We start from the raw sequence: 25,963 nt of genomic DNA on the forward strand, positions 1-25,963 counted from the left end.
CTCGATCCAACCGAATGGAGACACTGAGGCATGACCGTTCGATTGAGCCTGCGCGGTGAGAGCCAAGAGTCGTGGCTCCTCAAGGTGGACGACGCGACGACAGTCGCCGAGGTCGCCGAATCGCTGCGCGTGGATGCCGACACGCTGACGTCCGCCTCGGCCGAGAGCAGCCTCGCCGACGCCGGAGTCCACAGCGGCTCGGTCCTGCCGCTCGTGGCGGGTGACACCGCGCCGGGCACTCTGCGCCTCGAGTTCATCGGCGGCCCGTTCGCCGGTGAGACGATCGGCCTTCCCCTCGACCGCCCCGTGACCATCGGGCGCGGCGATGGCGTCGACGTCCAGATCGACGACCCGTTTCTCCTTCCCCACCATCTCTCCCTCACGGTTTCGCTCGGCGAGGAGGGAAAAGGCGGACGCCGCCCCCTGATCGCCGCGCTCTCGCCCGAGTCAGGTGCGGACCTCTCGGTCAGCGGTGTGGCGTGCGAGAGCCCGGTCTCGGCGACTCCGGCCGACACGATCCTGATCGGAAGCAACGCGCTGCGGGTCGGTCTCGCACCGCGATCCGACGCCGACGTCACCCCCGAGTCGCTCGGGATGCGCGGCTTCAACCGCCCGTCGCGGATCAGCCCGTCGGAGTCCAAGCCCTCCGTCCAGCTGCCGAACGACAAGCCCGAAGATCAGGACAAGTCGCCGATCCCATGGCTCTCCGCTATTCTTCCTGTCGTCCTCGGCATCACGATGGCGACGCTCTTCGGACGCGTGATCATGCTTCTCATGGCCGCGGCCTCGCCCATCATGGTGATCGGCTCGTACATCACGAACAAGAAGCTGATGAAACGCAAGGGCGAGCGCACCGAAGAGCAGTGGATCGCCGAGGTTCAGGCTTCTCGAGAACGCATCGAGGAGCTCGTGCGCGAACAGCGTGTGAACGCCTGGTATCAGCATCCCGATCCCACCACCATCTGCGATATCGCCACGCGCCCCACATCTCGACTCTGGGAGCGACGGAGAACGGATGCCGACGCGCTCTGGCTCCGCGTCGGCGTAACCGAGGTCGATCTCGACGTGCAGTTCGAGGGAGGCTCCCAGAAGGACAATCCCGAGGCCCGACGCGTCGGCGTCACCCCGTCGCCCGTCTCCGCGGACCTCTCCGAAGGTCCCGTCGGCATCGCCGGACCCGATGAGACGATCTCCGGCCTCGCTCGATCGATGGTCTCCGCTCTCGGCACACTGAGGTCTCCGCGCGATCTCCAGCTCCTGGTCATCTGCGACGATGCGTCCGAGGCGGACTGGTCATGGACCAGTTGGATGCCGCACACGCAGCTCGGCGACGATCTCATCGCGCTCATGGGAAACACAGACGATACGCGACGGGAGCACCTGAGGTCCGCCCTCAAGCTCCTGGAGCAGCGTGCGCGCGCGGGCACCAAGGCGCAGTGGGACACCGAGCTCGTCATCCTCGTCGATGGCGCGCGCCGCTTCCGCACGCTGCCCGGAATGGTTCCGCTGCTGCAGAACGGCACCGACTACGGCATCCATGTCATCGCCCTCGACAGCGATCGTTCGCGGTTGCCCGAGGAGTGCCGCTCGGTGATCGTCGCGGACGGCGCCGACCCCACGCTCGCGCGTTTCGAGAGCGAGGATGTCTTCTATCCGACGGTGCTTCTCGACAGCCTGAGCACCTCGAACGCGGAGCGCATCGCACGCTCGCTCTGCTCGGTTCTGCACGTGAGCGGGGTCGGAGACGAGGGGATGCTCCCAACGAGCGTCCGCTACGCCGAGCTGCTGAACGTGGATCTCGAAGACCCGTCGCCGATCGTCTCGCGCTGGGAGCTCTCGCCACGACAGACATACGTCGTGGTGGGTGCCGGAGCCGACAGCGAGTTCGCGCTCGACATCGTCTCAGATGGGCCTCACGCGCTCGTCGCGGGCACGACCGGATCGGGTAAGTCGGAGTTTCTGCAGGCTCTCGTCGTCTCCCTGGCGATGGCGAACCGGCCGGACGCCCTCAACTTCGTGCTCGTCGACTACAAGGGCGGCTCCGCCTTCGCGGACTGTGAGCGTCTCACGCACACGGTCGGCATGGTGACGAACCTCGATGCACGCGAGACAGAGCGCGCACTCGCCTCCCTCGACGCCGAGCTGAAACGGCGTGAGCGCGTGCTGCGCGACCTTGAGGCGAAGGACATCGATGCGGCGTGGGCGAAAGACCCGGATGCCTCTGCCGCACGCGGCCTCGCCAGGCTGATGATCGTCATCGACGAGTTCGCCGAGCTCAAGACCGAGCTGCCGGAGTTCATCAACGGGCTCGTGCGCATCGCGCGCGTCGGTCGATCGCTCGGCGTGAACCTCGTCCTCGCCACACAGCGTCCCTCCGGCGTCATCACCCCGGAGATGCAGTCGAACATCAACCTTCGCGTCGCGCTCCGTGTGACCGACCGGGCTGACTCGAACGACGTCCTCGGCTCCGGTGAAGCGGCGCTGATCAGCCCGTCTACGCCCGGGCGCGGACTCGTCCGGGCGGGGTCGGCATCGGCTCCCGTCGCTTTCCAGACCGCGCGCGTCGCGGGCATCCGTCCCGGTGTTCACCGCACGGCGCGGGTCCTCCCGCCCAAGGCGAAGATCGAGTGGAAGACGCTCGGGCTTCCACCGCGCTTCCCAGCCTCACAGCAGCAGTCCGTCTCCGCTGATCCCGACGACACCGACCTGCGCGCGCTCGTGAACGTGATCAACGCGGCTGCCACAGAGAGCGGCGTGGCGCGCAACCCGTCTCCCTGGCTGCTGCCACTGCCGGCGGTTCTGCCGCTCGAGCGCCTCACAGAGGAGCCGATCGACGACGACGAGCTCTTCCTCGGGCTCGAGGACGTTCCGGGCGAGCAGGCCCAGCGCCCGCTCACGTGGAACGTCGTCACCGGATCACACCTGCTCTTCATGGGCGGTTCCATGTCCGGTCGCACCTCCGCGCTGCGCACCGTCCTCGCGCAGGTGACTCAGAAGTTCTCGCCGACAGACGTGCACATGTACATCGCGGACTACGGCAACGGCGGACTCCTCCCGCTGGCCGATGCCCCGCACTGCGGCGCGGTTGTGACCCAGCTGGATCCCGATCGTCTTCCCCGGCTGATGTCGCGTCTGCTCGAGGACCTGTCGATTCGTCAGAACCGCCTCTCTCGCGCCGGCGTGGGTCACATCACCGAGCAGCGTCGACTCGCTGCAGACGGCGAAGAGCTCCCCTACATGCTGGTCGTCGTCGACGGTTGGGAGCGCCTCTCGTCGACGCTCGACCCCGACAAGCTCATCATCTTCCGCGACCAGTTCATGCGCGTTCTGCGCGAGGGGCCTGCCGTCGGCATCCGTGTGATCATCACCGGCGACCGGTCGATTCCCTCGGACAAGGTCGCGGGCTTCATCGACACGCAGTACATCTTCCCGCTGCGTGACGTGAACGACTACCGCGCCGCGGGCATCCTGATCCGCGAAGTGCCGACGGGCCTTCCGGCCGGCCGTGTACTGTTCGGCGCCGACGGTGCTGAGGCCCAGTTCGCGGTGCTCGATCGCGATACGAGCGGTGAGGGCCAGACCACCGCGCTGCGCGCCATCATCGAGAAGGTGCGCGACGACGTTGAAGAATCAGGGCAGACCGCCTCTGGGCCGAAGCCGTTCCGTGTGGATCCGTTGCCGGGCTATTACGCGCTCTCCGCGGCGTACGAGCTCCCCCTGGCCCCGGGGCGCAGCTCCGCGTTCCCCGTCGTCGGCATCGGCGGCGATGAGCTGTCGCGGTTCACCATCGACTGGCCGCACGAGGGCGGCTTCACCGTCGTGGGGCGCAGAGGCACGGGACGCTCCAACGCGCTCTCGGTCATCGCCCACCAGCTCGTCTGGCAGAAGAGGCGCGTGCTCGCGGTCGCGCCCGCGCGGTCGATGCTCATCGATGTGGCTGCGGCCAGCCGCATCCCGCTTCTCTCAGACCCCGAGACGGAGCTGGAACGACTTCAGGAGGTCGTCGAGTCGATTCCGGGTGACGGTCCGCTGACGGTCGTGATCGACGACGCAGAGAGGCTGAAGCAGAAACCACTCGAAATGGCTCTCTCTATGATCGGTCACTCAGCCGTCTTCTGTGTGGGCATCGACGCCGAAGCCGTCACCTCGCAGTTCAGCGGGCCGTATGTCGAAGCGAAGAAGGCGCACTCCGGCATCCTCCTCTCCCCCGAGGTCTCAATCATCGGAACTCAGACGTTCGGAACTCAGGTGCCGAAGTTCCTCCTCGGCAAGACGGGGCCCGGAGGTGGAATCCTGTACCGCGACGGCAGCTGGATTCCGACGCGGGTTCCGGACGTGAAGCAATGACGATGGGACGACTGTCATGAACTCAGCTCGCTGCCTCTACTGCGACGCAGATCTGCGTCCGAACACGGCCTACTGTCACGAGTGCGGGCAGCTCGCCTCGCCACCTCGTGAGCTCATCGCCGCGTCGGACGTCGTGCACCGCGTGATCTCCGGGTCCGCTCCCCACGTCCCGTCGACCCCGCTGCCCGAGCCGGTCAAGGTGGATGCCGCTGCCGCTCCGGAGCTTCCCGCTCAGCGCGCCGAGCCACCGCGTCACGTCCCCGTGAGTTCGCTCAGTCTCGTGTTCGGCACGGGCGAGAGGGCCACTGTCTCAGGTGTCGCCATCATCGGGCGCGGTCCGCAGCAGGCCGCTCAGAACGCCGGAGCTCAGCCGGTGATGGTCAGCGACGCGACGAAGTCCGTTTCGCGCGTTCACGTCACTCTTCGGATCGACGCCGGTCGCGCCACGGTGGAGGACGCCGGCTCGGCTAACGGCACGCGCATCGAACGCCAGGGGCGTTCGATCGTCGTGGTGGAGGGACGTCCCGCAGAGGTCCAACCCGGCGATCGTGTCTGGCTCGGCGATATCCCCGCGGATCTTTCCTAGGCAGACGTGCAACGGCGCTGACACAGCGCTCCTGAACTCACATCCGGATTGCCTCAGCGTGACCAAACGGTGTCAACGCTCGAGCCACGATCTGTATTCATCAAGTGCCGTCGGCTTTCCATCCTCAAGATAACTCACGGTGAAGGCGAAAGTGCCGTCTTCCGAGGGAGTCAGCACATTCACGAGCTCCTGGCGCGGCCCAAGTCCGGCGCTCATCCGGATGATCTGCGGTGTCTCACCGCGTGGAACGATGATCATCGCAAGGGGACGAGCAACACCGGATTCGCGCGAAATCCCTCGCGGCGCTCCTGACTCTGAGCGCAGAATGACGGGTCGGTCCACGACGCGGACCGACCACGCGACGCTCGCTGAGACTCTCGGCACAAGCTCTGTGGCGATCGTGACGATGATGTCACCGATTCGCGTATCACTGTCTACCTCGATTTCAACCGGATGGGATTCGTCCGCAGGACTTACGGGGTCTCGGCGAACCACTGCGCGATAGCTCATCTTCGGTCGCCGTCAATTCACAGAAGCGAACTCAGATCGCTGCGCTTCCCCTGCCGAAACAGGTCGAAAAGCGTCTCCCGATCGATGCTTGATGCTCCGAAGAGTGCCGAGCCGTCTTCCGCGACAATGATCTTTCCACCGCCACGAATCGGGCGCCACACATAAACGGCGCTTTCCTCAGACAGATCCTCATGATGGGTGAGCACATCGTTCTGATCGGTTCCCAAACACGTCGCAGCAAGGTCGACAAGCTCAGGATGCCGAGCGAAGAGGCCCGCGACGCTGGGCGTCGCCGTGACCGCAGTCGTGTACTTGTTCGTGACACCGACGAGCACACCGACATCGACGAGCTCGTAGGCGCTCAGCAGCTGTTCATCCTCTGCCATGAAGACGACCTGCGTCGCACCGCCGGTTCCTCCGAACGCTGGCGCAGTCTCTCCAACCTCGACCACCACATTCGACGGCAGCGCACCGGTAAGGCGGTATTCGTAAAGGTTGGATTCGGACCGCAGCACGGGTGGGACGGCCGAACGTTCTGATAGCGTCCCGCCACCAACCGTGAACACCCGATCGTTCGGAGTTCCGAAATGGTCGAGTACGTCCCCGAACACGTCGATAAATTTGGCGACGTCCGTGAACCGCGCCTGAGTTCCCGGCTCGAAACCTCGATTCGGTGGCTGGGCGACATTCCGCGGCACAGCGAGAATCTGTCGGCGATCAGCAGTCGGATACCATGCAGGAACATGCTCGAGTGTCCGCGGGAAGGCGTCGAGATCGTCAAGATAATCGCGCTCCGTGGGTTCAGCAGAGCCCACAGAGACTTTCTCGTCGAACGAGAAGGCATACGAGAAGTCACCGAGACGGGAGATGTTTACGGTGGCGGTCAGCCACGCGCCGGTCTCTGACGATGACATTGCCTGTCGAAGCTCTCTGAGAAGATCGGCGTCCTCACTGCCGATCGCTCCAACATGCGCGGTCGTCTGCACGCCCTCTTGATCGAGCAGCGCAACACGCGATGCGACAAAGCGGCCCACTTCTGCCCACGTCACGGCGAGCGAGTCCCATTCCTCTGACTGGTGCGCGGCAAAAATGCGACCAGCGATGGCTTTCTGCAGCTCCATCTGTCGTAGCGCGTTCATATTCTCACATCTTCCTGATTGCAGACGTGGGTGGTCGAGAACATCGTGTTATTCACCCGTCAGCTCACCGGTTCCACTCCAAAGATGGACACCATCACTTGGCTCACCATGCTACTGATCAAGCGCTCGACCTTGTCGGTCGTGTCCTCGTCAGCGACAGTGGTCCCTCCAGCGGCGTCAAGCACGCGACGAAGCTCGTTCGTGTCAGCATGCGCGAGCGTTTCTGCAAACACAGCGGATTCGATCGCATCAATGAGAACGTCCAGGTCGCCGGCGAGACGAGCTGGATCCTCGAGAGGCAGCCCTCCCGAGCGCGCCTGGTCTGCCAGCACTGACCGCAGATTGCTCTGTACCGATGCAAAAATCTTGCCCCATGCGTTGTCGTGAGCAACAGCGTCTTCAAACCGTGCGGGAACGCTCATCGGAGCGGCAAGCTTTCGCTCGATTTCCGCGGCGTTTGATTCCCACGGCTCGCTTCCCGCTTGCCCGGTCGAACCCGTCATCCATGCCGGGGTGTTCGAAGCGGACCGTGGGAATTCCTGAATGAACTGACGGTAGTCCTCGAGGGTGGGCGATTCATCGCTCTCTGGCACAGACGAGTCCCGTTGAAGTGGGGCGCCGGGGTGGCCGCCCGCGTAAACCGGTTCATCGTAGTTGAACGTGAACGCGAAACTCCCATTCGCCTGCACCGCAATCTGAACCGACAGCCAGGTTCCCACTTCTCGGTCGTGCATCGCCTGTTGCAATTCCACGACCGGTGTCTCTAGTTGGCTGAACGGCGGCGGACTCTCGAGATCGAGAGGACGTCCGTTCTCGCCCGTCACTCCCCAGCGGAACCAGATCTCGTCTCCGACGAGGACCGCAGAGACGTCGGCCCTAGCCCATGGCGAGTCTGCACAGGCAGCGATGATGACATCCGCGATCTTCTTCTGAAGCACAGTGTGCTCTTCGGTGCTCACGCGCAACTAACCACCTTCACCTTTTCGTTACGTTGTGGGAAGGACATTCTTGAGTCGCGCATAATCCCACTGAGTGCTGTCGCTTCGTCGATGGTACACGCGGTAGTTCGCCGGCCGAATGCTGTCCCCCGGGTAGTCGACGCGTATCTGGACGTGGACGGAGTTTCCGGCCGTCCCGTCTCCAACCCATGCTTCCCATTGACGTTCAAGCGCGCGATACTTGCCGATGTTGAGCAGCTGGTGGTTCATCGCCGTCATGTTGATGCCTTCGCCCGGGCCTCCGAAGATCGCCGCGAAGAAGTGACCGCCCGCGTCGCCGTGGACGCCGTTCGTCACGCGGTCAGGGCCGCCCGATTTCGACTGCTCATTCGAGACTCGATAGTCGTTGCTCGTACCGGTCGGGACCGTGTGGTCAATGTGCCCTTCCGCATAAACCACGCGACCCTTCGAATCGGTCTCGAATGTGTATCTGCCACCATCGAGTTCGTATCGTGTGTCTGCGTTGAATGTCGTTCCCTTGAGCTCGGGGTTAGCGCTGTCCAGGGTCGCGATCGAATTGAGACGCACCACTTTCTCCGGAGCAAACGTCCGACCTGAATCGCTGGTCACCGGATCAGTCACGACCCGCTGGCTGTCTTCCCACCCATTCGGCTTCTTGCCGACATCAGGAGTCTCCAGGCCGGGCTTACTCGACGTCGGGGCAGCGTCCGCTGCGTCAGTCGTCGGCGTCGACGCTCCCGTCCGAGACGTCGACGACTGCACGTCGAACAGAGACGACTCCCGAACTGATTGGAAGTTGCCTTCGGAATCGCGCACAACAACCTGCAGGCCGCCTCCATCCTGCCCATACGCGGGAGCGATGCGTCCAACCTCAATGCTCCAGCCATCAGGGAGCGTCGCATCCGGGCGCAGAGTCAGGTTATGGAGTTCTGTTGCCGAGCGCTGTCCAGGTGGAAGTGCACGATCGCTGAAGTCTCCTCCACCGAGCCCCATAAAGGCTCCGTCAATGGAACCGAGTCGGTCGAGATCGAGATTTCCAAAGTCTCGGACGAAAGCGTCCAGGTCGGAATACTGCACTCTCGTGTTGAGCTGTGCTCCGGAGTTCGGGGCAAAGTCCATGACCCCGTAGTGTTCGCCAGGCTCAGCAGCGTTGACGTACCGGCTGCTCCAACTCTGCGCGTCGTGCGGAACGCCATCGCTGTCGCGACCGTACGGCGCTTCGACGTCGTAGCCGATATCAAGAGCCGCCTGCCCTGGGGACATGTCCAGATCAGGATGGTACTTCGGGTCCATCACGCCGCTTGAGGTCTTCACAGAGTTGTAAGACTGCACCTCAGCGACGGTCTCCGGTCCCGTTTCCACCCGCGTCCACCCGTCGCCACTCGGGGCATCACCGTGCAGGATCGCATTTTGCTCAGGACTGAGTGGCTGCTTCACCCTCGGGTCTCGGGCGTCCGCGCTGCTGCGCCCCGTCGAGTCCACCTCCCCGGTTTCGGAGGTGGGCGACGACGACTCTACGTTGCTGTTTGCCGCCGGAGCTTCAGGATTGGCCGCGACCACAGCAGCATCCCACCCCGTGACGTCGCCGAGATGCGGCGGCCATGGGCTGATCTGACCGGTCTGGCCGTCGACGGCATAGACATTCGTCCCATCGAAGTACGCGTTGAGCCAGTGGCCGTCCTGACCATTGGCACGGTCGACGCCGACCACCGCGTGAGAGCCTTCGCCGCCCGCAATCAGGGCATCCCGAATCTGATTCGGGCTCATAGGAGTCTGCGGTTGGCCAGTGAACGCTTCCATCTCAGCGATGGATGCTGTGCCAAGACCCGCGGGTGACAGCTCTCCACCGTTCAACCGCGTAAAGACGGCCTGAGTGGTTGCCCCGCAGTTCGAACTCCTCGGGTCTGTTGCGTCCCCAGTGAATCCCGGGTTCACCTCGGGAAGCCACGATTTTATGTCGTCGATCGTATGAGGCTTCGCCTGAGCATCCGCATCGGTCGAACTGACATTCTGCGAGTCAGTCGTGTCCTTCGCGTTCGACTCGGTGGCGGGCGCATCGGCCGAGTCTGTCGCGTCATTGGACACTGTGCCGTCCGTGTCGGTCGAGGCACTGTCAGCGTTCGAGACCTCGGCATTCGAGTTCGAATCTGCCTGCGATGCGTCAGCAGCGTGCGGATTCTGCGCGCCGGAGACGTTCGGCAGCTTGCTTGAGCCCGTGGCTCCGGGGTGCAGACCGGGAAGCTTTCCTCCCAGTCCGACTGCCGCCGCAGCTCCGACGCCTGCGGCTCCCGTGACGGCGGCAGTATCCGCATCAGACAGCTGGGTCTCGGTGTCAGAATCAGACTTCGCGTAGCCAGCGTCTGCTGCCTCGGCACCATCGGCCTGTGCGTCCGACGCAGAGTCGCTGTTCGAGGTCTCCCCGTTCGACTCGCTCGTGTGAGCAGCGTCTGCCTGAGCTGCATCAGCATCGCTGTGCGGCTGCGCGCTTCCGTCGGCGTGCGAGGGGCTATCGGCAGCGGGAGCAACGCTGTCTGCGGCATGAACGTTTGAGCCGCCCGTCTGGCCGGTTGACATCGGTGCCGCTGCGTTGGGCTCACGCGGCGTCTGAGGCTCGTGAGGAGCCGAGTCGCCGTTGGCGCCGTCGATCGCGTGCGGATCAGCACCCGCAGGCTGCCCTGAGCTGGGGTCGATCGTCGCCCCGTCGTTCTGCACGGCCTCGACCGTGGAAGCATCGATCGTCGGTACATCCGCGTTCGGACTCTCGATCGTGGAGGCATCGAGCACCGGCGCATCTGTCTGCGTTCCGTCCACGGGGGCCGTCTCAGCAGGCGGTGCATCTGAGTGCGGCGTCTCTGCGGGCGGGGTGTCGGTGTGCGGTGCATCCGCAGGAGGCGTCTCCGCATGAGGTGCATCAGCCGGAGGCGTGTCGGTGTGCGGTGCATCCGCAGGAGGCGTCTCCGCGTGCGGCACGTCAGCTGGGGGCGCATCGGCATGCGGCGCGTCGGCCGGAGGAACATCCGAATGCGGGGCGTCAGGCTGCGAGCTGTCCGCATGGGGGGTCTCTGCGGGAGGCGTCTCCGCGTGCGGTGCGTCGGACGGTGTCGAATCTGCGTGAGGAACGTCTGCCTGTGGAGCATCCGCAGCCGGCCCGTCAGTGAGCGGAGTGTCCGTGCTGGGCCCGTCACCGCTCGGCACGTCGACCGGCGTTGCGTCTGTCGATGTCCCTGATCCATCAGCGGCACCCGGCTGAGGGGCATCGCTCGGAACGTCCACGCCGGCGCCATCTCCCGGAGCCGTGCTCGTATCGGTCGCTGCGCCAGGCTGGGGAGAATCCTGATCGACATTCACGGGCCCACGGTCGGATCCCGTGGATGCCGCGTCTGCAGGCGCTCCGGGCTGAGGCGTCCCGTTCGTTCCGACGGTGATGCCGTGCTTTCCGAGCTGGCTCGTGACGGCCTTCGTGCCCTTGCCCACGAGGTGCGGATTGGCTCGCGCCATGCCTCCGCCGAGAATCGCACCCGCCGTCATGGCCTGCAGCGGGTTGAACTCCGCATCGGAGAGCACGGACTCGGTGTAGTTCGACACGAGACCATCGGCTGATCCTTCGACGACGCCACCGGCGACATCTCTCACAGCGGGTCGGAAATTCGGAGTTGCGCGATCGAAAACACGCCCGACGGGGCTGCTGACTGCGCCGCCGGCAAACGACGTCGTCGCCGTCACCCACAGGCTCTGGTGCATGCTCTCGGGCCCGAACGCGTTGACACCGGCCTGCACAACGGTTGAGGAAATGGCGCTTTGGACGCCCTCGCCGATTCCTCTGAGAGCGACGCGCATCAGCATCGATGTTCCGCGCGTGAACTCTTGAAGGCGCCGAATGAGCGTCGCGATCTTGTTCGCCCACTTGACGACTGTGAGCATGATCTTCCCGGCGCCCGCCGCTGCACCGAGCCCAGCTGTCAGAACGCCGAGCGCGACCGTGATGCCGATGTCGAGCGCGATCTCAGCAGCCATCTGAGCCAAGAACGTGGCGAGTTCCTCGCGCATGTTCTCGATGTCCTGCTTGAACTTGACGCACGCGCCGAGTAGGGCGTCTGAACCCGTCTTCACATCGCGGACGAAGGCTTCGATGCTGCTCTTGCTCGACCGGATCGTCGCGTTCTGCGGGATATCCATGGCGCTCAGCCCAGTGAGTGTTCCCGACAGCGCGGAGTTCGCATCGATCAACGCGTAGGACAGGTTCTCCCAAGCGTCCGCCGCCGACTGCAGCTTTCCGGTGTCCCCCGTGGGAATGCGCACACCGATGGTTGCGAGTGCGGACTCGAGAAACTCCTGAAATTCGCCGAGCGGACCGGGCCAGCCGGGGCCGAGCGAGCCCGGAACGCTGTTCGCTGTCACCGCCGTTATGGCATCCGGCTTCGAGATCGAGCAGCCGGAGGGATCGTGGCCCGCACCGATCATCTCAGCCTGTTTGTATGCCCTCGCTGTCGCCTGCAGATTCGCGTCGAAGCCGCGGAGCATGTTGACCACGCCGGCAACGTTGTCCAGGACTCCCTGCGCACCCTTGTCGTATTCCGGCGCGAACTCCTCAGCGGTGTCGTCATCGCCAGCCATCCCACTCGTCGACGACAGTGCGGATGACGCCGCGGTCAGAGCGTTGTTCAGCGTGTTGGCGGTTGTGCTGAAATCGGTCCCGTCGATCACCAATCTTGCGGGATCGACCTTGACGAATGAAGACATGTTCCCTCGTGCCTACGGCAGGTTGCTTTGGAAGTCCGTCCAGCTCTCATCGAGCCCCTCGACGGTGTTGGAGTATGCGGTTTTGGCAGTGTTGGCCTGCTCTTGCAGCTTCGTGGCCGAGTCGATGAGTGCGTGTGCGCTCACCGACCAGGTCTCGAATGAACCGAGAAAAGCATGCATCGCGGGGCCCTGCCAGTCTGCGGGCAGCATGTAGGCGAATCCGCCGGCCCCCTGCTTGAGAGCAGTCGCATACGTGACCAAGTCAGCCATGCTCTCGGTCAGCGAGGTCAAGTCGTTGATATCCGCCTGCTGCTCGCTCATGTCGCTTCCGCTCCTTCTTTCTCTGCGTCCTCATCGTCGGCGGCCGGACCGGACTTGCCCGTTCCACCAGCTGCGATGGAGGCAGCCAGGAACTGCGGACCGTACAACGCATCGTCCTCGAGAGTCTCAGACTCGCGAGCGAGATCTTTGCCGACTTCTCGGCCGGCACTGACGTGACCCGAGATGCGATCAGTTCTCTTTCCGACCGTCTTTTCGACGATGACCGCCCGCTTGTTGAAGCCCTGCTTGAGTGACCCTTCCGTGGTTACATACCCGGACTGCGCCGCGTACAGCTTTGTGATCAGTGCGGAGATCGCCTGCCGTGTGATCGCGGAGGACGCTTTCCATCCCTCCCACTGCTGCGCGAACAGGTCAGCATCTTCGCCTTTCCACGTCGAATTGACCACGTTGGCGACGGCCCGGTCGGTTTCAGCGACACGAGTGTCGAACGTGAGCAAGACGCCTTCAAGCAGCGCGGCGACTTCGGCGAGCGAACTCGCTCGAACCCTAAAGGTGACCATCGGCTCCCCTCACCCCGTGACTGGTCGTTGATGGAGCGATGGACTAGGCGTTGAACATGCCGCCGATCTGCTGCTCGGAGTCTTCGTACGAGAACCCGGCCTGTGCGAGCAGATCGCTGATTCCCTGCAGGCTCTCCTTCAGCTGGATCGCCGACTGATCCCACTGCTGGTACAGCTCGCTGAAGCTCAGTGACGCTGAGCCGTCCCAGTCGCCGCCGACGAGACTGTCGACGAGGCCCTTGAGGTTCTGCAGCTGCGACTCGATCGACTGCGAACCGTTCGACAGCTGGCTGGCAACGCTCTGGAGCGAGTCTGAGGTAACGCGGATATCGGCCATGGGGTGCGCCTCCATTAGTGCGGTTAGATAGTGCGGTGTCTCATCGCCCCCGTCACTCGAGGAGGCTCTATACCGCTCAAGATGCTACTGGGAGGCGCGCAAGTCGACAATGTGTACTTCTCCCCATGTACTTTCTCGGTGGTGTGTATATGGGGCTGGATGCTGCTCAGAACCGCAGTTCTCCGCCGATCGCCGTCTCGACGGCATCCCACACCGCGTCGGCGATCTGGGGCGCCTCGATGATGCGCGGTGCCGCCGTACGGACGGCTGGTCCCTTCAGCATCCACCTCGGACCGTAGAGCACAGCACCGTGCGGCGGAGCCGGATCGGTCGCCGCGGCGATGACGGGCAGCGCACCGCGGCGCTTGCTCTGCGCCAGCGGGGCCTGAAGGCTGTCGACGAACCGCTTCGCCGCCGGGGGTTCGTTGACGGCGGGGACCCGGGGTGTGCGCCCCGAGATCGAGTACCCGGGGTGGGCGACGAGCGATCGCACATCATGGCCGGATGCCGCGAGACGGCGGTCGAGCTCGAAGCCGAAGACCTGCAGCATCGTCTTCGAGCTCGCGTAGGCGCGCGGCTTGGAGTACCGCCGCTCGACCTGCGGATCATCGAAGCTCCGCCACGGCCAGATTCCGGACAGACTGCCGAGCGAGACGATGCGTGAGGCCGGCGTGCGTGTCAGTACGGGCAGCACGTCGCGGATGAGTGCGGCGTGGCCGAAGGCGTTCGTCGCCGCCACGAGTTCGAGGCCGTCTGCGGTGATCTGGCGCGAGCTGGGAACGTGGATGATTCCCGCGTTGGCGATCAGCGCGTCGATCCGCTCCCGCTCGCCGAGCGCGGAGCCAGCGGACGCGACCGACGAGAGGCTCGACGTGTCGAGGTGGAGGAACTCCAGTTCGGCGTTCGGAACTCGCGCGCGGATCGCCCGCGCCGCGGCATCCGCCCTGCCCTGATGTCGGCACGCCATCACAATGCGGGCACCGGATGCCGCGAGCGAAAGGCTCGTCCAGAAGCCGAGGCCCGCGTTCGCCCCGGTCACGACGACCGTGCGGCCCCGCATCGACGCGGCCACGGCTGCTACTCGCCCCGAGCGATCTTCACGTGGTGGTGGATGACCTCCGACACGACGAACGTGAACCACTTCTCGGCGAATTCCGGGTCGAGGTCGGACTCGGCGGCGAGCTCGCGCAGTCTCGCGATCTGCCGGGCCTCCCGTGCGGGATCTGCGGGCGCCATGTCGTGCGTCGCCTTCAGAGCACCGACCTGCTGCGTGCACTTGAAGCGCTCCGCCAGAAGGTGGACGAGCGCGGCGTCGATGTTGTCGATGCTCTTGCGCAGGCGGTGCAGTTCGGCGGTGGCGTCGGTGTCTGGCATGCCTCCAGACTAACCGTCACGAACGCTCCGGACGCGCGAGGACTCTCGTCATCACCGCACGTGTGGCCACGAGCGCGGCGAGCACGAGCGCGAAGCCTCCAGCGAAGCATCCCACGATCACGAGCAGCGATGACGGTGCAAGGATCATCGAGATCCCGAGCAGAGGGAAGACCAGCACGCCGCCGAGCACGGCCGAGAGAACCGCGACGAACGTGAGCGGCGCCATCACCTGTCGGCTGCGAGTCGCCTCCATGACGCGGCGCGGCATTCCGACACGGTCGAGGTTCACCCACGTCTCACGACGGTCGAGGATCTCCGCGGCCTGGTTCACCCCGACCGAGCACGCCACCATGAGGAACGACGCGAGCAGAGTGATGAGGATGCCCGTGCGGATGTCCGTGAGGAGCAGGAGGTCATCGGAGCTGGCTTCCGCGGACGCCGCTCCGGCGAGCGCGGTGCCCGAACCGCCGACGACGGCGACGAAGCTCGTCATCGCGACACCGGAGACCTGACGCCACGCGGCTTTGGGGTTGTCGAGGATGCCGCGAGCCGCGATGAGCTTCTGCGGAGTCTTCGCGGCGCGGAGCTGCGTCTTCGCGAACACGCTGAGCGCCCACGGTCCGATCAGGTTGATGACGGCGACGCCCGCTCCAAACGCGACACCGAGTACGATGACGACGAGTGCCCAGGAGCCGAGCATGCCAAGGCCCTGCAGCACCGTGAAAGCGACGATCACCGCTGCGAGGCCGATGACTACGCGAACCCAGTGCATCCGCTGAGGCTGCTGTCGGGTTCGGACGCCGAGCGGCGAGATCGTGACCTGCCGGAGCCCGATGACGCTGCTGACCGCCGCGACGAGCGCAACGCCGGCGACCACCGCGACGACGATCGGAACACCGACCCAGACCGAGGCTGCGCCGATGGGCTCGCCGCCGAACGGGATGAGCCCGACAAGAGGCATCGTCGCGAGATAGAGCACGACGCCGACGAGGGCCCCGACGACCGCGACCGCGGTCGACTCGAGAACGGTCATGCGGTGCACGCTCGCGGGCGTCGCACCGAGAAGCCGCAGAGTCGCGAGCCGGTCGTCACGACGTCGTGCGGAGAGGCGTGCCGCGGCGCCGCCGAGCGAGATGAGCGGAACCACGAGAAGTGCGAGCGCGAGGACGCTCAGCGCCTGATAGATTCCGGCGACCTCGTTCGTCCAGGTCCAGAACATCAGCGTGCCGCCCGTGACAATCAGCAGGAGCGCCGTGGTCACCGCAAACGCGATGGCCGGCAGCAGGACCGTCGCCGGGCTCTGCGCACCCGGCCGCGCGAGCATCCAGGTGAGCTTCGCTACGGGCATACCCCGGCGGGGAGTCTCAACCACGGGCACTCGTTCCATTGTCGCCGTGCTCATCGCTGTCCCCACCCGTTCCCGAGGAACTGCGCGCCCGGCGCCTGAGGCGCCGGCTGTGTTGGCGCAGCTGACTGCGGCGCGAACTGCGGTGGCGCGTACTGCTGATGAGCGCCCGGCTGCTGTGCGGTCGCCGGTGCGTTCACCGCAGCGAACGGCGCGGCAGCGGCATCCGTCTCGAGTCGGCCATCACGCATGCGAATCGTTCGTGAGCATCGTGCCGCGACCGTCTCGTCGTGTGTCACGACGATGAGCGTGTGCCCCTGACCGACCGTGGATCCCAGAAGCGCCGACATGACCTCGTCGCCCGTCGACGAGTCGAGCGCGCCCGTGGGCTCGTCTGCGAAGATCACGGTCGCGCCAGTCACCTGCGCCCGGGCGATCGCCACGCGCTGGGCCTGCCCGCCGGACACCTCGCCGATGCGACGTCCCTCGAGGCCGGCGAGCCCGAGCGTGTGCAGCCAGTGCATCGCACGCCCCTCGGCCTCGCGGCGCGGGTAGCCCGCGATCATGAGAGGAAGAGCGACGTTCTCGATAACGGTGAGCTCAGGGAGCAGGAGCCCCTGCTGGAAGACGAAGCCGAACGACTCGCGGCGAAGGCGCGAGCGCTCTCGCTCCGTCATATCGGTCACGCGAAGCGGCCCTGCAATCGATTGGAACAGGACAGAGCCGGCGTCCGGAGCGATGATGCCGGCGAGCACGTGCAGGAGCGTCGTCTTACCGGAGCCGGACGCACCCATGATCGCGACGGACTCACCCGGAGCGACGGCGAGACTGACACCGGCGAGCGCGTGCGTCGACCCGTAGCTCTTCATCACGGCCTCGGCGGCCAGGACCGGCGGAGTGTGCATGGAGGCGAAGTTCTGTTCTGTCATGTCTCCATGCTCGTCACCCTGGCGAACGAGCACATCACGCTGGAGGGTGAACCCGGTCATCCTCCAGTCGCATTCGCGTCAGCCTTCGAGCGTGACCGGCTCCGCGAACCGCGCGAGTCGACGCTCGAGCTCTGCCCGGATCTCCGGCCATTCGTCGGCGAGGATCGAGTACACCGCGGTGTCGCGCCAGGTCCCGTCCGCCCGCAGCCGGTGGCGGCGCAGCACGCCTTCGAACGTCGCCCCGAGCTTCGCGATTGCCGCGCGGGACCGGGCGTTCACGGCATCCGTCTGGATCTTCACGCGTTCGAACCCCGCCTCGAACGCGAAGCCGAGCAGCAGCAGCTTGGACTCCGGGTTCACCGCGGTGCCCCACGTGTCGGGGCGGTAGGCGGTCCACCCGAGGTGTGCTCCCCGGTTGGCGACGTCGAGGTCACCGAGCGATGTCGTCCCGACGACGAGTCCGTCATCGCGGCCGCCCACGAGGCGGACCGCGAACGGGATGCCGCTCGCGAACGGATAAGCGGTCGGCATCCTCTCCGCGAACTCCGACGGGCTCTTCGCCATCGCCGACACTCCTCCGGCATAGCCGAACTCAAATACCTTCGGACGCACGATCGCATCGAACAGGTCAGGCGCATCGTCGACGGTGAGCGGGTCGAGGCGCACATGACGCCCGATCAGCGGGCGCGGCTGAGGAACGACGGCATTCATGCCTCGATCGTACTGGTCGGGACCAGACATGTCGCGGATCCGGTCTCGACCGTGCCGACGAGATGGGGGATGCCGGTGCGGTCATCGAGCCGGTGCGTGGCGACGTCCCCGGAGAACTGATGGGCGACGTGCAGGTTCGGGCCGTCCAGAATGTGGTGCCGCGGCCAGTCTCCGCCCGACTCGACGTCGGACATGGGGCGAAGCTCACCGCCGTCGCCTCGGACGTCGAGGGTCGAGATTCGGTTGGTGCCGCGGATGCTGACGTAGATGCGGTCGCGCCGGTCGCCGATCGCGATCTCGGCCCCGGTGTCTCCGCTCTCGAGCGGGTCGGCCGTCGCGCGGATGCCCGCGACCACGCTCAGTGTTCCCGCATCATCGAAGCGCAGGGTGAAGACCTCGCCGGTGTACTCCGTCACCACATGCAGGTGCCCGCTCTCGTGCCAGAGGGTGTGCCGAGGGCCAACGCCCTGCGGCAGTGCGACATCCTGAACGTGGGAGAGTCCGCTCGCGGTCGGCCGCCAGACGCGCACCAGGTCGTACCCGAGGTCCGTTGTGACGACGAGACCGTTCGGCAGCCACCTCGACTGGTGGGCGTGCGGGGCGCGTTCGCCCGGCAGCCGGTAGGGGTCCGTCGGCATCGGAGCGACGACCGGCACCGCGCCGGCGAGGCCGCCATTCTCGTCGAGCGGAATCCAGACGATCTCGCCCGAGCCGTAGCAGGCGGCGATGACGACGCGGCCGCGTGGTGACACCGAGAGGTGGCAGGCACCGGCATCCAGCGTCACGCTCGAGCGTTCGCTCAGGGTCGCGCCCTCAGGCTGGAAGGCGACGACGCGGCCGGTGAACTCCTCGGCGGCATAGACGAGAGGATGCTGTCCGCTGACGGACAGCCATGATGCCGAGTCTGCGGGCGCTGCGAACGACGGTCGCAGAGTCGGCGCCTCCTGTCGGGACAGAGCGACGATGCCCGTCGCCGTGCCGTCACCGGACGCCGTGTACGTGCCAAGCCAGAATGCAGGATCAGTGGGGGACATGCTCTTCAGTCTGCCAGCACTTCATGCCACGATGAATCATGGCTCGAACGGAACGATACGCACTCGCCTGCCGCACCTTCGTTGAGGTGGTCGGCGGCATCACGCCCGCCCAGTGGTCTCAGCCCGCGCTCGGGGTGTGGGATGTCCGATCGCTCGTCGGGCACACCGCCCGAGCGATCATCACCGTCATCGACTACCTGGACCTCGACCCCGCCGGGCAGGTCGACATGCCGACCGCGGGCGACTACTACGGGCAGATCTACCTCGCTTACACGAACCCCGAGGCGATCGCGAAACGCGGCATCGACGCGGGAATCGCGCTCGGGGACGACCCCGTGGCGGCGATCGAGGCGCTCGTGGAACGCGCCATGTTCCTGCTGAGCGAGCAGACCGAGGACCGCCTCGTGTCGCTCGGCGGCATGGGCATCCCCGTCAATGAGTATCTGAAGACCCGCGTCTTCGAGCTGGTCGTCCACACGATCGACATCGCGCGTGCGACCGGTCAGCGCGCCGATTTCGCCCCAGAGCTCATCGAGGCCGCCGCGTCTCTCGCCGCCGGGATCGCCGCGCGCAAGGGAGACGGCGAGCTCGTGCTCATGGCGCTGACCGGCCGAGAGCCGCTGCCGCACGGTTTCAGCGTCGTGTGATCAGGTGAGAGCGCGCGAGATCATCCAGCCGTAGAGGCGCGTGGTCAGCCATCGTGGCAGAAGGTACTTGCCCATGAGATCTGCCGCCGCGTTGACGAACCCAGGGATGACATGGGCGCGCGTTCCGAGGGCGTTCAGGGCTGTGCGCACGACCTGCGCCGGCTCCATCTTGGCTCCGCCGGCGAGCTTGTCGAAGTCAATGCCCTTCGCCTTGCCCAGACCCTCCGTTCTGGTGAGCCCGGGCGAGACGACCACGACGTCGACGCCGCGCCCCTTCAGCTCGTGATGCAGCGCCTGACCGAGCGAGAGCACGTAGGCCTTCGCCGCTGCGAAGTTGGCCTGATACGGCACAAGTCCCGCGGCGATGCTCGACGAAGCTCGCGCCCCGCGACGCCGACGCTCTGACCGCAGTGCGCCGCGCCTTCGCACGCTTCACGGAGAGCACCGCGACGGCGTTCCGTGAGGCGCAAGCGCGGGGCGAGGTCACGACGGTATCCACACCCGAGGCGCAAGCCCAGCTCGCCCTCGTGGTGGCTGAGGGAACAGCGCTCCTAGCTCGAACGGGAGTCCACCCTGACGCGGCTGTCGCCGCCGTCGACGCCGCGATCGCGGGACTGCGCGCCTAGTCGAATTTCCTGCGCAGCCGGAACCGCTTCTACTCGTCGCCCTTTCCATCGGTTTCGCCCTGCTCACTCGGGGTCTCCGTCGTGTCCGGCTCCCCGCGCTTCTGCCCGCTGGGACGGTCACCGAGATCGGCGTCCGACTGCGGACCGCCCGAGTCGCCGTATTCGGCCTGCGTCTCTTCGAGCGGGTTGACGTTCTTCTCCGGCTTGCGGCGCCTGCCGGTGTCTTCGCCCTCGGGCTCCTGCTTCCCCTCGCGCTTCTTCTGCTCGCGCGTGATCGCGTCGGCCGCTCGCACGAGCGTCAGGTGGGAGAACGCCTGAGGCGTGTTTCCGACATGATGCCCTGTGCGCGGATCGATCTCCTCGCTCAGCATCCCAACATCGTTGCAGTAGCTCACCAGCTGATCCATCAGCTTCTCGGCGTCGTCCAGTCGACCGCTGCAGGCGTACTGCTCGACGAGCCAGAACGAACAGGCGAGGAAGGGGTTCTCTCCGGGCGGGAGGCCGTCGACTCCGTGTTCCGTTCGGTAGCGCAGCAGAAGCCCATCGCCCATGAGCTCGCGCTCGATCGCGGCGACGGTTCCGAGCATCCGCGGGTCGTCGTAGTCGCAGTACCCCACCTGGGCGAGCACGAGCAGAGAAGCATCCACTGTTCCTGACCCGTAGTACTGCGTGTACGAGTTCAGCTCGGTATCGAAGCCCTTCTCCTCGATCTCAGCACGCATCTCATCGCGAATCTTCTCCCACTCCTCGACCGGCCCGTCGAGCCCGTCGTCGCGAACGGCGCTGATGGCGCGGTCGAGTGCCGCCCAGATCATGACGCGGCCGTGCGTGAAGTAGCGAGCGGGGCCTCGGATCTCCCAGATCCCCTGATCCGGCTTCTCCCGCGTGTCGCACACGTAGCCCACGAGCGCCCGCTGGAGCGGCCACGAGAAGTCCGTCTCGTCCAGCCCGGATTTGCGCGCTTTGTCGAGCGCGACCATGACCTCGCCGATGACATCCGCCTGAAACTGATCGACAGCGCCGTTGCCAACGCGAACGGGACTCGCGCCACGGTAGCCCGGAAGCGACTCGATCTCACGCTCGGCGAGGTTTCGCTCCCCGGCAAGGCCGTACATGATCTGAACGTCGGCGGGATCCCCCGCGATCGCGCGCAGCAGCCAGGAACGCCAGTTGGATGCTTCGCTCGTGAAGCTGTGCAGCAGAAGCGACTCGAGCGTCAGCGCGGCATCCCTCAGCCACACATAGCGGTAGTCCCAGTTGCGCTCACCGCCGAACTGCTCGGGAAGTGAGGTGGTGGCGGCCGCGACGATGCCGCCGGTCTGCTCGTGCGTCAGCGCACGCAACACCAGGAGCGAACGGATGACCTCGTCGTAGTAGGGGCCCTCGTGCTCGACGCGCGAAACCCATTCCGTCCACCAGTCGCGAGTCTTCGCGAGGCCGGTGTCGACCTCCGGAAGGTCGGGAATCGGACGGTGAGAGGGGAACCACGTCATCGTGATGTCGACGACCTCCCCCTCATTCACTGTGAAGGTTCCACTGTGGCTGTGGTCGGATGCCGAGAGCCCGACGCCCCGCATGACGACTGCGTCGGGGCCGGCGACCGCGATGATGCCGGGCTCGCCGTCGTGAAGCTGGCGGATCCACGGGGTCGCGGTCGCGTACCCGAACCGGAATCGCAGGTCGAGCTCCATCGTGACGCTTCCGCTGAGTCCGCGGACCCTGCGCACGAGGTCTGCTCGACCATCACCGAACGGCATGAACTCGGTCACCTCGACCTCGCCGTTGTGCGTGCGCCAGCGGGTGACGAGGATGAACGTCGCGCCGTCGTACTGGCGCGTCGACACCGCTCCCTCTTCGCTCGGCGCGAGCTTCCACCGCCCGTGGTCCTGGTCGCCGAGCAGCGCGCCGAAGACCGACGCCGAATCATATCTCGGCAGACACAGCCAATCGATGCTTCCGTCCGCGCCGACGAGGGCCGCCGTGTGGCAATCGCTGATCAGGGCATAGTCTTCGATGTTCTGCGGCATACGCCCCAGTCTGGCGCAGGAGTCACAGTTTTTCGAGGGGTGTCGTGACCTGCTCGCGTGCGATAGTGCCTCAGTCGATCAGATCGTGTCGCACCACAATCGCGTCACGGCCGGGGCCGACGCCGATTGCGGAGATGCGTGAGCCCGACATCTTCTCGAGCGCGAGAACGTAGTCCTGAGCGTTCTTCGGAAGCTCGTCGAACGAGCGGCATCCGGTGATGTCCTGCTTCCAACCGGGGAATTCCTCGTAGATCGGCTTCGCGTGGTGGAAGTCGGTCTGGTTCACCGGCATCTCGTCGAATCGCTCGCCGTCGACCTCGTAGGCGACGCAGACCGGAATCGTCTCGAGATCGTCGAGGACGTCGAGCTTCGTGAGCACGAAGTCGGTCACACCATTGATGCGCGCGGCGTACCGCGCGATGGGAGCGTCGTACCAGCCGACGCGGCGCGAGCGCCCCGTGGTCGTGCCGAACTCGAAGCCCTTCTTGCGCAGGTAGTCGCCGCTGTCGTCGAACAGCTCGGTCGGGAACGGGCCGGCGCCGACGCGCGTCGTGTACGCCTTCACGATCGCGATCACGCGGTCGATGCGGTTCGGCGCAACTCCCGACCCGGTCGCCGCTCCGCCCGACGTCGCGTTGGAGGAGGTCACGAACGGGTACGTGCCGTGGTCGACGTCGAGCATGGTCGCCTGGCCGCCCTCGAAGAGCACGATCTTGTCGTTCTCAAGCGCCTCGTGAAGCTCGAGCGCGGTGTCGGCGACCATCGGACGCAGACGGTCGACGTAGGAGAGCAGCTCCTCGACGATCTCGTCCGCGGCGATCGCGCGGCGGTTGTAGATCTTGACGAGGGTGTGGTTCTTGACGTCCAGCGCCCCCTCGACCTTCTGGCGAAGGATGTTCTCGTCGAAGAGATCCTGAACACGGATGCCGATGCGGTTGATCTTGTCGGCATAGGCGGGCCCGATGCCCCGCCCCGTCGTACCGATCTGACGCTTGCCGAGGAAGCGTTCGGTGACCTTGTCGAGCGTGCGGTGATACTGGGTGATGATGTGCGCGTTCGCGCTGACTCGCAGCTTCGAGACATCCATTCCCCGAGCGGAGAGTGCATCGAGTTCGTGGAAGAGCACTTCGAGATCGACGACCACACCGTTGCCGATGACCGGCGTGACTCCTTCGGTGAGGATGCCGCTGGGGAGGAGGTGCAGGGCGTACTTCTCGTTGCCGATGACGACCGTGTGCCCCGCGTTGTTTCCGCCGTTGAACTTGACGACGTAGTCGATGCGCGAGCCGAGAAGGTCCGTCGCCTTGCCCTTGCCTTCATCGCCCCACTGGGCGCCGACGATCACGATTCCTGGCATAGTTGATGCCTCTCCTTCGGGGTGTGTGCGATGCGCGAGACGACGTCAGTCTTCGCCGCGGATCACGAATGCTTCCGTTGACGGAGCGGGCTCCCGCTTCGTGCCGAGAAGCTCGATGCGCGCGGCAGCGGTGTCATCGGCACCGCGCAGAAACTCGTCAAGTCGCGCCACTTCGCTGGTCTCTCCGATGAGATCAGCGGCCCTGCGCAGAACATAGAGCGCTCGCAGCACGCCGCGGTTCGGCTCGTGCGACCACGGAATCGCACCCTGCCCCCGCCAGCCGGCTTTGCGAAGTGCGTCGAGACCGCGGTGATACGCGACTCGCGCGGCAGCGTAGCCCTCAAGAGGGTGTGCAGGGTGAAGGATGTGCTCGGCGTACACGGCCCACGCGAGCGCGGAAGCCGGATTCGCCGTCACCACGGCGGCCAGTTCGTCGACCGTCTTCGCAGCCTCGACGGCCGAGACCACCTCGGGCTCGGCCTCCAGGTGCGTCTCTGGAACTCCTAGCAGGTTGTTATCGGCCACACCTCATGGTACCAAGCGCTCCGATCCCCCGACGTGATGCTCCGCGAGTCGCGCATTCTCCTCGGCATCCGACACATATCTCGTTGACGCGCGAACTGCACTCCCAGTATCCTCTCAGCCAGTGGGATTTTGTTAAGAATCCTAACAAGTTCGACATCGATCAAAGGAGAATGATGCGACGACATCCACTGCTCATCGGCGCCGCAGCGACGCCGCTGCTCGCGTTCGGTCTGGTCTCGACCCCAGCCGCTGCCGCGGAGGGCGATCTCATCGTGAACGGCGGCTTCGAAAGCGGCACGTCCGGGTGGTCCTGCTCAGCGGCCGAAACGGTTTCAGACCCTGTCCATGCGGGAGCGAGCGCGTTGAGCGGCGCGGCGAGCGCCTGGGACAACGCAACGTGCTCTCAGACCGTGGCCGTGCAGCCCGACACGGAGTACACGCTCTCCGGCTTCGTGCAGGGAAGCTACGTCTACCTCGGAGAGTCTGTCACCGGCGCGAGCACGTGGACGTCGGCATCCTCTTACTCTGAGCTCGAGACCACCTTCACAACAGGAGCGAATCAGACGACCGCGACCGTCTACGTGCACGGGTGGTACGGACAGGGCAGTTACCTCGCAGACGACATCTCGCTCGTCGGCCCGCAGGGCGAGGTGAGTGTGCCGGATGCCCCGACCGCGGTCGCCGCGGCGGACGTGACGGACACCGCGGTCACGCTCTCCTGGACGGCGCCGTCCGGTCCCGTGACCGAGTACACGGTGCTCCGCGACGGCCAGCCCGTCGGCACGACAAGCCAGACGAGCTTCACTGACACGGGCCTCTCGGCCGAGACCGACTACGTCTACACCGTGACCGCAGACAACTCCGCCGGGTCGTCGGCGCCGAGCGAGGCGCTCACCGTCACCACCGCGCCCGCAGACTCGGGAGGCGACGGCGACAACGGCGGCGGCGACGATGGGGACGGCGACAACGGAGACGGCGACAACGGCTCGTCAACCGGTCCGGCATCCGAACTGCCTGAGCACCTGCTCACCGGCTACTGGCAGAACTTCGACAACGGGGCGACTCCGCTTCGCCTCTCCGACGTTCCGACGTCGTACGACCTCATCGCCGTCGCGTTCGCCGATGCCGTGAGAACTGACGGCGCCAAGGTCAGCTTCCACGTGGACGAAGGACTCTCCGACGCTCTCGGCGGTTACACGGAGGACGACGTGATCGCCGACATCGCCGCCCTCCACGAGCGCGGCCAGAAGGTCATCATCTCGGTGGGCGGAGAGCTCGGACGCGTCGTCGTCGCCAGCTCGTCTGCCGCTGACTCCTTTGCGAACAGCGTCATCGAGCTGATCGAGACCTACGGGTTCGACGGCGTCGACATCGACCTCGAGAACGGTCTCAACGCCACGTACATGGAGCAGGCGCTCCGGAAGATCGAGCAGGCTCTGCCCGGCGCGATCATCACGATGGCTCCGCAGACGATCGACATGCTGTCGCCATCGCGCGAGTACTTCTCGCTCGCACTGGCGATCAAGGACATCCTGACGATCGTCAACACGCAGTACTACAACTCCGGTTCGATGAACGGCTGCGACGGCGGTGTCTACGCGCAGGGTGACATCGACTTCATCACGACTCAGGCGTGCACGCTGCTGCAGGGCGGTCTTGAGCCGAGCCAGGTCGGCCTCGGTCTGCCGGCATCGCCGAGCGGAGCGGGCAGCGGCTACGTTCCGACCAGCATGGTGAACGACGCGCTCACCTGCCTCGCGGAGGGTGTCGCCTGCGGCGATTTCACTCCGGAGACGACGTGGCCCGGCATCCGCGGCGCCATGACGTGGTCGATCAACTGGGATGCTGACAACGGCTACGCCTTCGCGAACGCTGTGTCCACCCAGCTCGACGCACTGCCGTGATGGTTCCGCTGCCCGGGGGCGAGG

22 protein-coding genes are annotated in these 25,963 nt (G+C 65.6%); 5 read left to right on the forward strand and 17 right to left on the reverse strand.

Annotated elements, in window-relative coordinates:
- The first annotated feature begins 30 nt into the window (after nucleotides 1-30).
- Both ACSAGD_RS11490 and ACSAGD_RS11495 read left to right on the forward strand, forming a co-directional pair.
- Nucleotides 31-4,347, forward strand: a complete 4,317-nt coding sequence (locus ACSAGD_RS11490) for an FtsK/SpoIIIE domain-containing protein (RefSeq protein WP_437582888.1) — start codon at nucleotides 31-33, stop codon at nucleotides 4,345-4,347.
- A 16-nt stretch (nucleotides 4,348-4,363) separates the two neighbouring features.
- Complete coding sequence (locus ACSAGD_RS11495) at nucleotides 4,364-4,933, forward strand: FHA domain-containing protein (protein ID WP_437582889.1); 570 nt, start codon at nucleotides 4,364-4,366, stop codon at nucleotides 4,931-4,933.
- A 72-nt stretch (nucleotides 4,934-5,005) separates the two neighbouring features.
- Here ACSAGD_RS11495 and ACSAGD_RS11500 read toward each other — a convergent pair whose 3' ends face one another.
- From ACSAGD_RS11500 to ACSAGD_RS11560, 13 genes are all read right to left on the reverse strand, one after another.
- Nucleotides 5,006-5,443 carry a hypothetical protein gene (locus ACSAGD_RS11500; RefSeq protein WP_437582890.1) on the reverse strand — a complete coding sequence of 146 codons (438 nt, stop codon included), beginning with the start codon at nucleotides 5,441-5,443 and terminating at the stop codon, nucleotides 5,006-5,008.
- Between the two features lie 17 nt (nucleotides 5,444-5,460).
- The gene (locus ACSAGD_RS11505; protein ID WP_437582891.1) at nucleotides 5,461-6,582 is read right to left on the reverse strand and encodes a glycohydrolase toxin TNT-related protein; all 1,122 of its coding nucleotides are present in this window, start codon (nucleotides 6,580-6,582) and stop codon (nucleotides 5,461-5,463) included.
- Nucleotides 6,583-6,641: 59 nt separating this feature from the next.
- Nucleotides 6,642-7,541, reverse strand: coding sequence for a hypothetical protein (locus tag ACSAGD_RS11510; protein ID WP_437582892.1), 900 nt, complete (start codon nucleotides 7,539-7,541; stop codon nucleotides 6,642-6,644).
- 27 nt (nucleotides 7,542-7,568) lie between these two features.
- Complete coding sequence (locus ACSAGD_RS11515; RefSeq protein ID WP_437582893.1) at nucleotides 7,569-12,281, reverse strand: DNA/RNA non-specific endonuclease; 4,713 nt, start codon at nucleotides 12,279-12,281, stop codon at nucleotides 7,569-7,571.
- Between the two features lie 12 nt (nucleotides 12,282-12,293).
- Entirely contained in the window at nucleotides 12,294-12,602 is a 309-nt protein-coding gene (locus tag ACSAGD_RS11520) for a hypothetical protein (RefSeq protein ID WP_437582894.1), read from the reverse strand.
- The gene (locus ACSAGD_RS11525) at nucleotides 12,599-13,123 is read right to left on the reverse strand and encodes a hypothetical protein (RefSeq protein WP_437582895.1); all 525 of its coding nucleotides are present in this window, start codon (nucleotides 13,121-13,123) and stop codon (nucleotides 12,599-12,601) included. The genes ACSAGD_RS11520 and ACSAGD_RS11525 overlap by 4 nt, the downstream gene beginning before the upstream one ends.
- A gap of 43 nt (nucleotides 13,124-13,166) precedes the next feature.
- Nucleotides 13,167-13,460: a WXG100 family type VII secretion target gene (locus ACSAGD_RS11530; RefSeq protein WP_437582896.1), complete on the reverse strand. Its 294-nt coding sequence runs from the start codon at nucleotides 13,458-13,460 to the stop codon at nucleotides 13,167-13,169.
- 166 nt (nucleotides 13,461-13,626) lie between these two features.
- A complete protein-coding gene (locus tag ACSAGD_RS11535; protein WP_437582897.1) occupies nucleotides 13,627-14,532 on the reverse strand; it encodes an SDR family NAD(P)-dependent oxidoreductase in 906 nt (301 codons plus the stop codon).
- A 5-nt stretch (nucleotides 14,533-14,537) separates the two neighbouring features.
- Nucleotides 14,538-14,834, reverse strand: a complete 297-nt coding sequence (locus ACSAGD_RS11540) for a chorismate mutase (protein ID WP_437582898.1) — start codon at nucleotides 14,832-14,834, stop codon at nucleotides 14,538-14,540.
- Between the two features lie 16 nt (nucleotides 14,835-14,850).
- Complete coding sequence (locus ACSAGD_RS11545) at nucleotides 14,851-16,206, reverse strand: FtsX-like permease family protein (protein ID WP_437582899.1); 1,356 nt, start codon at nucleotides 16,204-16,206, stop codon at nucleotides 14,851-14,853.
- Nucleotides 16,207-16,232: 26 nt separating this feature from the next.
- The gene (locus tag ACSAGD_RS11550) at nucleotides 16,233-17,084 is read right to left on the reverse strand and encodes an ABC transporter ATP-binding protein (RefSeq protein WP_437585164.1); all 852 of its coding nucleotides are present in this window, start codon (nucleotides 17,082-17,084) and stop codon (nucleotides 16,233-16,235) included.
- 102 nt (nucleotides 17,085-17,186) lie between these two features.
- Nucleotides 17,187-17,819 carry a GNAT family N-acetyltransferase gene (locus ACSAGD_RS11555; protein WP_437582900.1) on the reverse strand — a complete coding sequence of 211 codons (633 nt, stop codon included), beginning with the start codon at nucleotides 17,817-17,819 and terminating at the stop codon, nucleotides 17,187-17,189.
- Nucleotides 17,816-18,853 (reverse strand): lactonase family protein, encoded by a 1,038-nt coding sequence (locus ACSAGD_RS11560; RefSeq protein ID WP_437582901.1) that lies wholly within the window; start codon nucleotides 18,851-18,853, stop codon nucleotides 17,816-17,818. The genes ACSAGD_RS11555 and ACSAGD_RS11560 overlap by 4 nt, the downstream gene beginning before the upstream one ends.
- Before the next feature lie 38 nt (nucleotides 18,854-18,891).
- Between ACSAGD_RS11560 and ACSAGD_RS11565 the strand changes: the two genes are divergently transcribed.
- Nucleotides 18,892-19,500, forward strand: coding sequence for a maleylpyruvate isomerase family mycothiol-dependent enzyme (locus ACSAGD_RS11565; RefSeq protein ID WP_437582902.1), 609 nt, complete (start codon nucleotides 18,892-18,894; stop codon nucleotides 19,498-19,500).
- Here the strand turns inward: ACSAGD_RS11565 and ACSAGD_RS11570 are convergent, their stop codons facing one another.
- Complete coding sequence (locus ACSAGD_RS11570) at nucleotides 19,501-19,851, reverse strand: SDR family NAD(P)-dependent oxidoreductase (protein ID WP_437582903.1); 351 nt, start codon at nucleotides 19,849-19,851, stop codon at nucleotides 19,501-19,503.
- Nucleotides 19,852-19,910: 59 nt separating this feature from the next.
- On the opposite strand from ACSAGD_RS11570, the gene ACSAGD_RS11575 reads away from it, so the two are divergent.
- A complete protein-coding gene (locus ACSAGD_RS11575; protein ID WP_437582904.1) occupies nucleotides 19,911-20,126 on the forward strand; it encodes a hypothetical protein in 216 nt (71 codons plus the stop codon).
- A gap of 29 nt (nucleotides 20,127-20,155) precedes the next feature.
- Here ACSAGD_RS11575 and ACSAGD_RS11580 read toward each other — a convergent pair whose 3' ends face one another.
- From ACSAGD_RS11580 to ACSAGD_RS11590, 3 genes are all read right to left on the reverse strand, one after another.
- Complete coding sequence (locus ACSAGD_RS11580) at nucleotides 20,156-22,153, reverse strand: glycoside hydrolase family 15 protein (RefSeq protein WP_437582905.1); 1,998 nt, start codon at nucleotides 22,151-22,153, stop codon at nucleotides 20,156-20,158.
- A 70-nt stretch (nucleotides 22,154-22,223) separates the two neighbouring features.
- Nucleotides 22,224-23,510 carry an adenylosuccinate synthase gene (locus ACSAGD_RS11585; RefSeq protein ID WP_437582906.1) on the reverse strand — a complete coding sequence of 429 codons (1,287 nt, stop codon included), beginning with the start codon at nucleotides 23,508-23,510 and terminating at the stop codon, nucleotides 22,224-22,226.
- Nucleotides 23,511-23,555: 45 nt separating this feature from the next.
- A complete protein-coding gene (locus ACSAGD_RS11590) occupies nucleotides 23,556-24,035 on the reverse strand; it encodes a DUF3151 domain-containing protein (protein ID WP_437582907.1) in 480 nt (159 codons plus the stop codon).
- A 173-nt stretch (nucleotides 24,036-24,208) separates the two neighbouring features.
- Here ACSAGD_RS11590 and ACSAGD_RS11595 point away from each other — a divergent pair, with 173 nt between their 5' ends.
- Complete coding sequence (locus ACSAGD_RS11595) at nucleotides 24,209-25,939, forward strand: chitinase (RefSeq protein ID WP_437582908.1); 1,731 nt, start codon at nucleotides 24,209-24,211, stop codon at nucleotides 25,937-25,939.
- Nucleotides 25,940-25,963 lie beyond the last annotated feature (24 nt).

Origin of the sequence: Paramicrobacterium salitolerans (assembly GCF_051513965.1) — a bacterium.
Classification (GTDB): domain Bacteria; phylum Actinomycetota; class Actinomycetes; order Actinomycetales; family Microbacteriaceae; genus Paramicrobacterium.

What these genes read in the sequence shown, in the direction of transcription:
- ACSAGD_RS11490 (WP_437582888.1), top strand. Translation starts at nt 31, where the DNA reads ATGACCGTTCGATTGAGCCTGCGCGGTGAGAGCCAAGAGTCGTGGCTC.
- ACSAGD_RS11495 (WP_437582889.1), top strand. Translation starts at nt 4,364, where the DNA reads ATGAACTCAGCTCGCTGCCTCTACTGCGACGCAGATCTGCGTCCGAAC.
- ACSAGD_RS11500 (WP_437582890.1), bottom strand. Translation starts at nt 5,443, where the DNA reads ATGAGCTATCGCGCAGTGGTTCGCCGAGACCCCGTAAGTCCTGCGGAC.
- ACSAGD_RS11505 (WP_437582891.1), bottom strand. Translation starts at nt 6,582, where the DNA reads ATGAACGCGCTACGACAGATGGAGCTGCAGAAAGCCATCGCTGGTCGC.
- ACSAGD_RS11515 (WP_437582893.1), bottom strand. Translation starts at nt 12,281, where the DNA reads ATGTCTTCATTCGTCAAGGTCGATCCCGCAAGATTGGTGATCGACGGG.
- ACSAGD_RS11520 (WP_437582894.1), bottom strand. Translation starts at nt 12,602, where the DNA reads ATGAGCGAGCAGCAGGCGGATATCAACGACTTGACCTCGCTGACCGAG.
- ACSAGD_RS11525 (WP_437582895.1), bottom strand. Translation starts at nt 13,123, where the DNA reads ATGGTCACCTTTAGGGTTCGAGCGAGTTCGCTCGCCGAAGTCGCCGCG.
- ACSAGD_RS11530 (WP_437582896.1), bottom strand. Translation starts at nt 13,460, where the DNA reads ATGGCCGATATCCGCGTTACCTCAGACTCGCTCCAGAGCGTTGCCAGC.
- ACSAGD_RS11540 (WP_437582898.1), bottom strand. Translation starts at nt 14,834, where the DNA reads ATGCCAGACACCGACGCCACCGCCGAACTGCACCGCCTGCGCAAGAGC.
- ACSAGD_RS11550 (WP_437585164.1), bottom strand. Translation starts at nt 17,084, where the DNA reads ATGCACACTCCGCCGGTCCTGGCCGCCGAGGCCGTGATGAAGAGCTAC.
- ACSAGD_RS11555 (WP_437582900.1), bottom strand. Translation starts at nt 17,819, where the DNA reads ATGAATGCCGTCGTTCCTCAGCCGCGCCCGCTGATCGGGCGTCATGTG.
- ACSAGD_RS11560 (WP_437582901.1), bottom strand. Translation starts at nt 18,853, where the DNA reads ATGTCCCCCACTGATCCTGCATTCTGGCTTGGCACGTACACGGCGTCC.
- ACSAGD_RS11565 (WP_437582902.1), top strand. Translation starts at nt 18,892, where the DNA reads ATGGCTCGAACGGAACGATACGCACTCGCCTGCCGCACCTTCGTTGAG.
- ACSAGD_RS11580 (WP_437582905.1), bottom strand. Translation starts at nt 22,153, where the DNA reads ATGCCGCAGAACATCGAAGACTATGCCCTGATCAGCGATTGCCACACG.
- ACSAGD_RS11585 (WP_437582906.1), bottom strand. Translation starts at nt 23,510, where the DNA reads ATGCCAGGAATCGTGATCGTCGGCGCCCAGTGGGGCGATGAAGGCAAG.
- ACSAGD_RS11595 (WP_437582908.1), top strand. Translation starts at nt 24,209, where the DNA reads ATGCGACGACATCCACTGCTCATCGGCGCCGCAGCGACGCCGCTGCTC.